At 56.6% G+C, this 6000-nt stretch carries 7 protein-coding genes, 2 tRNA genes and 1 pseudogene; 1 reads left to right on the forward strand and 9 read right to left on the reverse strand.

Annotated features, from left to right (window positions below; all coding sequences use genetic code 11):
• Positions 1-172: 172 nt before the first annotated feature.
• The 4 genes and pseudogenes from ACI2KG_RS03710 to ACI2KG_RS03725 all read right to left on the reverse strand — a co-directional run.
• A pseudogene (locus ACI2KG_RS03710) lies at positions 173-283 on the reverse strand (DUF4442 domain-containing protein); the annotation flags it as partial.
• A 31-nt stretch (positions 284-314) separates the two neighbouring features.
• On the reverse strand, positions 315-452 hold the full coding sequence (locus ACI2KG_RS03715; protein ID WP_404660958.1) for an SDR family oxidoreductase: 138 nt from the start codon (positions 450-452) through the stop codon (positions 315-317).
• 174 nt (positions 453-626) lie between these two features.
• Positions 627-917 (reverse strand): hypothetical protein, encoded by a 291-nt coding sequence (locus ACI2KG_RS03720; RefSeq protein WP_404660836.1) that lies wholly within the window; start codon positions 915-917, stop codon positions 627-629.
• 279 nt (positions 918-1196) lie between these two features.
• Positions 1197-2747, reverse strand: a complete 1551-nt coding sequence (locus ACI2KG_RS03725) for a sensor histidine kinase (RefSeq protein ID WP_404660837.1) — start codon at positions 2745-2747, stop codon at positions 1197-1199.
• Between the two features lie 157 nt (positions 2748-2904).
• Here ACI2KG_RS03725 and ACI2KG_RS03730 point away from each other — a divergent pair, with 157 nt between their 5' ends.
• A complete protein-coding gene (locus tag ACI2KG_RS03730) occupies positions 2905-3279 on the forward strand; it encodes a response regulator (protein ID WP_404660838.1) in 375 nt (124 codons plus the stop codon).
• Positions 3280-3362: 83 nt separating this feature from the next.
• Here ACI2KG_RS03730 and ACI2KG_RS03735 read toward each other — a convergent pair whose 3' ends face one another.
• The 5 genes from ACI2KG_RS03735 to ACI2KG_RS03755 form a co-directional block, all read right to left on the reverse strand.
• Positions 3363-3773, reverse strand: a complete 411-nt coding sequence (locus tag ACI2KG_RS03735) for a response regulator (protein WP_404660839.1) — start codon at positions 3771-3773, stop codon at positions 3363-3365.
• Between the two features lie 392 nt (positions 3774-4165).
• The gene (locus tag ACI2KG_RS03740; protein WP_201206814.1) at positions 4166-4591 is read right to left on the reverse strand and encodes a GTP pyrophosphokinase; all 426 of its coding nucleotides are present in this window, start codon (positions 4589-4591) and stop codon (positions 4166-4168) included.
• Between the two features lie 305 nt (positions 4592-4896).
• Positions 4897-5466 carry an SPOR domain-containing protein gene (locus tag ACI2KG_RS03745; RefSeq protein ID WP_400622764.1) on the reverse strand — a complete coding sequence of 190 codons (570 nt, stop codon included), beginning with the start codon at positions 5464-5466 and terminating at the stop codon, positions 4897-4899.
• A gap of 132 nt (positions 5467-5598) precedes the next feature.
• Positions 5599-5675: transfer RNA gene (locus ACI2KG_RS03750), tRNA-Val, on the reverse strand.
• Positions 5676-5907: 232 nt separating this feature from the next.
• Positions 5908-5984, reverse strand: a tRNA-Val gene (locus ACI2KG_RS03755).
• Positions 5985-6000 lie beyond the last annotated feature (16 nt).

Here is a 6000-nt window from a genome sequence, read left to right on the forward strand (position 1 = left end):
CACTCAACGGCTGCCTGCTCGGGATAGACGGGTTGCCACATGGCATCAACTGTCATTCGTAACCTACCCACTAAATGTGCGAAAGAGAGCAAGTCAGCCTTCACTAGCACCATTGAGCACATTTGCACACCTACCTCTTCGTGTCATTGCACACACCAACCACTCCGAGTCATTTACCTCCTGAGGGGATCGAAGCATCGGTCATCATCCCTCCCGCCAATTCAGCTGCGTTACACATCGAAATGGCCTGAACGGCGGCGAGGTGTTTGGTAAGCATCCGGCGAACTTGCCTTCAGTGGATGCGAAATAGGCGTTCATATCGTGGTATATCCGCCGTCAACGGGCAGAGCCACGCCGACGATGAAACTTGCAGCGTCGCTACAAAGAAACAGTACCGCAGCCGCTACTTCTTCCGCCCCGCCCAGCCTTCCGATTGGCTGTTTCCTGATGATGGCATCCGGTCAGATAACCGCTCCACAATCCAGTCAACGAACACCCGAACGCGAGCATTCAACTGCTAGAAGACTACGAACAAGCGAGCCAAGACTTCCTTACTCGGCAGAACTATAGAGGTGGGGGTGGTCGCCCAGTTGATGAGAACGACCACCAAAATGGAGGGCTTCGATCTAAGCCACTCTCTTCACCGCAGGCAACTGATCGGTCGCGAGTCGTCTTGCACGCCCCACTCCCCACGCCAATGCCCGAGTCATCGACTCACCCGGTCTCGAATTGAAGGCTTCTTCGTGTAACGCCATCCCACAACCGGCGTACACACCGATGAACATTTGCGTCTGCCCCGTTCGCGAAAGCCTGACTTGAACATCGATAGTCGTGCCGTCATCGAGCTCCTCGTCATAGGTACGATGATGAAGCACTGGATCCGCCCAATCCCAAAAAACATCACCTCGAATACGCATGCCGCCCTCCTACGACTTTAGTCTTATATGAGACTTCAACCATAGCAAAGCGGTACGGCTATTCAATGGGAGTACGGTGACTGGCAGCCGCTATCGGACAATTGGCAAAAATACCGATAGAACTTACGCATTTTGTACAGGAAGGAAGCAGGTTAGCCATCGGATGATTGCAACGCATACTGCGGCACTATGCCTGAGCCAAGGGCCGGACGAGCTCGCCTCTATTTTGAGGAGCTTTCGTTCACCACTGGCCTCGCTTCGCTTCTGGCGAGGTAGGCTTCACAGTTTGAAGCGCACATGAATCGTACTGTGCGCTTCCGACCGATCTACATGAGTGGCGGCGTTGCCATAGCCTGAGTAACCTTTGACAAGGCGCATTCCCAGGCCCGTACCGCTTGGCTTGGGATAATGTTCGGGAAAGCCATCACCTTCATCACTCACTGTAATGAGGGCGTGGTCATCGACATGCTTGACCTTCACCTCAATCCTGCCTTTACCGTACTTCAAGGCATTGGTGATGAGCTCAGAGATCACCAGGCCTAGCGGCGCCATTCGCTCGGGCGGGAGCAAAAAATCGTCAGCATCCAGTGCAATAGCTCTGTCGCCCAATGCCTTGCCCAGGTCACCCAGCAAAGCGCGGAGGTAATCGCCTGCCAGGACATCTCGCTCTCCCGCAGCCTGGTACAACCGCTCGTGCACGCTTGCAATGGTGACCACGCGGCTCGCAGCGGTCTGCAGCTGCAGCTTCACGGCTTCATCGGGCGTAATGTTTGCTTGGAGCAGTAGCAGGGTATTCACCAGGTGCAGACTGTTTTTTACTCGGTGATGAATCTCCTCCAAGTGAAGGTCGCTACTGTTGAGCTTGGTGTTTTGCATTTCGATGAGCGACAACAGATCAGCTTCGTGCTGATGCCGCTCGGTTATGTCCCTGGACACAGCAATTAGCTTTTCTACGCTGCCTCCCTGGCCCAGGATGGGTGCTACCGTGACGTCCCACCACCTGGGTTCATCCTGGCCGGTGGGGCAGTAGGCCTCAAAACGAGTAGATTCGCCTCCTGTAACTGCGCCCACGGCCTCCTCTACCAGACCTTTGGACTCTTCCGGCCAGAGACTCGACCAAGCTTGGCCTTTGATTTGGGCGAGATCGCCAATGTGCATCAGGCACATGCCAGCGTCGTTCATGAATTCGATCTGACCGTTTAATGAGAGCACCTTCACGCAGTCAGGGCTGGCATTGAGCATGCTTTCCGAGTAGGGGTCGGGCAGAACTTCGGCGTGGCCCACCGCCAGGCGCTCCACGGCCATTGAAATGACGTTCGAAATCCCTTCAAGAAAAAGAAGATCGCTCTCCATGAAGTCGTCGCCATTAGTGCTGTCAGCCTCCAACACCCCAAACGGCGTCATCGACCCTCTGATCGGTACATTGATCGCTCGCTCAATCCCGTACCTCTTCAACAGTTCCGGCGTTCTGAAACGGTGCTCCTGCCCAAGATGATTGGATAGCACTGGACGATAGGTAGCTATCGCGTACCCAGCTGGGCTGGCAACATCCGCGCCCACGGTAGCGGTGCCAATATCGGCTTCATCCCAACCAACGCCGTGCGACAACAAGAAGCCGTCACTGTCCTCCAGCGGCTGAAGAACCTTGGCAAAACGAGTCTGCATCCCCAAAGCCACAGAAGCGCAGGCTTCCGTAAGCATCACATCCAAGTCGGTGGCCTTGAGGGATTTAACGCCGAATTCGACCACCAGCTGGTGCTGCCGATGGAGCCGGGCGTGCGACTTTTTAAGCGCTGCGCGGATGGTCTCATCAGGTGGCAGCTGTTCCATGGGCACTTCCGCATTGGCCGTTGATGAACCACCAGTATATCTCCCCTCCAAGATTACGGTATTGCCGGTTCGGTTGGTCAGCAACGCCGTCTATCGTGCAGGAGCAACATCATTCGCCCGTTAAGCCCTAACGGTTATGAAGTGCGAGTGCGTAATCATGCTAAGAAATATTTTGGTAGTCGAAGATGATGAGATCCTCCGTGAATTGGCGGTGGAATTTTTTGCGTCACTACCACGTGTAGAGGTGACCGAGTGCGCGTCCGCTGACGACGCGCTGCGACTGCTGTCTGGAGGCTTGAACGCGGCTCTCGTATTCAGTGACGTGCATATGCCTGGGAAGCTGGATGGCCTTGGTTTGGCCATCGAGATAGGGCATCGGTGGCCGACGCTCCCGGTGTTGCTGACATCAGGCGACATCAGCCCTCGTCCTGAAGAGCTGCCGGTTAATACGACATTCCTTGCAAAACCTTGGTCGTTTGCAGCGTTGACTAGCGCTCTTCAATCCAGCCTTCCAGGACTCGAAGCAGATTGAATTCTTTATGGCTACTGGCCCCTGCATACATTCTTAGCAATCGTCAGCCCTCATCCACAGCGTTACGTCCACAGCACTGGGGATCAACCCTGCCCCAGTATGAACCTGGTTGATAGCGCTTGGCTGATCGAAAAAATCAGCTCTTCTAGCGACCACGGTTTGAAGAGATAGATGTTATCGGGATTCTGCTCGCCGATTTCTAGCCGGAATCCCGAAGTGAGGATCGCCGGAATGCTTGGCCATTTCTCTTGAGCCATCGCTAGAAGCTCCATACCTTTGATGCTCCCCGGAACGCCGTGGTCGGCGATAATTAGCGAACACTCACCGTGGGTCGTCAGCAGGTCAGCCAAAGCATCCTCAGCGTTGTCGAATGCCAAGCATTCACCACCCAGCTGCGTGATGATGTCGCGCAGTATCGTCCGAAGAGTAGCGTCGTCCTCAACAACAATAATCTTCAGACCGGTCAACGACAGTCCATGTGTCTCGAATTCCATGAGACCTCCCGCCTATGAAAAGCTAACTTTTCCATATCTGGCGAGGCCGGTCGAGGGTAGCGGGTGGCCAGTACCTTTTCCGAATATATCTGCATATGCTCTGCGTATTTCCAACTGTTGAGCGGATTTTTCCCATTAGAAAGCTCGCGAGTAGCAATTTGTAGAGACCGCGCCCTCAACCTTCGAACAGATCAATCTTGCCTTCAAAAAACAGAATCATCACCGGCGTGCTCATCCAGTCGCTTCTTGAGGTTGCCGAGCACAGCCGAAAAATGATCAGGAATGAGCGGCTATGTACTTGACCACGGTGCTGTTGTACCGCTCCAGGAGTGGTGCTAAGGCGCGGTAACGAATTTGTCGGGCCGGTCAACCTCAAGGCCTGTGGCTGAGCCTCAGGCCAATGCCTGCAGGTACGCGCTGGCTTCCCGGTAACGGGCCAGCCGCGCCAGGTCGGCGGGGCCTGGGCAGGGGATGCGCGTAAGGTCGCTGTTGTCGGCCAGGTCGGCCAGCTTGACCGTGCGCGCCAACGGGTCATCGCCCAGGCGCACCACGAAGTCCTGGTAGGCCTCGCCCTCGCGGCGGCTAAGCGCCAGCAAGGCGGCAAGGATTTTCAGCGCGAAGCCCTCGCGCGCCAGGTCGGACAGAGTCAACGGGGTGTCTTCGATCACATCGTGAAGCACCGCGACAATCCGTTGTTCAGGTGTGGCAACCCGCATCATCACGCGTAACGGGTGGAGGATATAAGCCGCCCCACCCTTGTCATATTGCCCTTCATGCGCCCTGGCGGCCACGGCAATGGCCCGCTCCAGTGTAGACATGAGGTTCCCCCCGTTCAGCATCTCCCAACCCAAGCATAGCCAAAGTTGGCTGAAAGGTGTCTATCTCGCGTTCTGGCTGCGTTGTTGCGCAGGGACCTGTGCCCGATGTGGGAGCCGCGCTTGCCGGCGATGGGCTGCGCAGCAGCCCCAAAGTCTCAAGTCAATCACAATCCGCCAGAATGGTGTCGCCTATATTGGGGCTGCTTCGCAGCCCATCGCCGGCAAGCGCGGCTCCCACAGAGACCGCGTCAAATCAAAGAGTCACGATTTGTTCCATGAGAGCGGCCTTGCGTCAACAGGAGGGATTAGCGGGCTACGCCGTGCTGGATAACCACCGAATCAGTCCCCAGCTTGGCCATTACTTCGTCCCGGCGCGCCTGCGCGGCTTCACGGGTCGGGAATGGCCCCATCAGCACCACTGGCTTGCCGTCGCGGTACTCCACCGACGACGGGATGCCCTTTTCGATCAGGCGTGCGGTCATGTCGCTGAGCGCGCCCATGTTGGCGCCCTGCACCACTTCCACATCCCAGCCCTCGGGGGCCGGCTGGTCGGCCAGTGCGTCGGCACGGCGCTGCAGGTCGGCACCACCGCACAGCTCGCGGATGCGCAGGTTGTTGCCGGTGTCATCGACGATGATGTCGTACTGGCCATCGCGCTTGATCGCCACGTAGCTGCGGTAGGCCTCGTACTGCCCGGCATCGTCCTTGCCGCGAACCTGGCCGCAGATGGTGCCCTGGGTGTCGATCCGCACGTTGCCGAACTTGGCCGTCTTGGGGTTATGCAGGTGTTCGGCCACCTGCTTGTGCACGCCTTCGACCTCGTTCTCACAGCCCGCCAGGGCGAGCACTGCCATTACCACAGCCAGTTTGCGCACGCGTGTACCTCCAGATTCGAAGGGGCGGATTCTAGCATGGCGGGCCATGCCCGAGCCGCGACCAAACGTTACACGCTGCGTCGCGCACAAATGCAAAAAGGGCGATCATTTCTGATCGCCCTTTCTGGGATTTGGTAGGCACAATTGGACTCGAACCAACGACCCCCACCATGTCAAGGTGGTGCTCTAACCAACTGAGCTATGTGCCTGTCGTGTGGTGCGCATATTAGTGATCGAATACGTACCTGTAAAGCGGTTTTTTGAGAAAAATCAAAAACTTTGGAGATTTGTGCATTGGGGGCGCTTTGCACCCCTCTCGCGACACAAGGCCGCTCCTACAAGGAACTGCGTTGCCGGGAAGATCAGCGCAGCAGCCCATCGGTCCGAATGAAGCGCCAATGAAAAAAGGGGTGACCCTTGCGGATCACCCCTTCTTCGATTTGGTAGGCACAATTGGACTCGAACCAACGACCCCCACCATGTCAAGGTGGTGCTCTAACCAACTGAGCTATGTGCCTGTCGTGTGGTGCGCAT

It is taken from the genome of Pseudomonas sp. NPDC089407, from assembly GCF_044900445.1.
In the GTDB taxonomy this organism is placed as follows: domain Bacteria; phylum Pseudomonadota; class Gammaproteobacteria; order Pseudomonadales; family Pseudomonadaceae; genus Aquipseudomonas.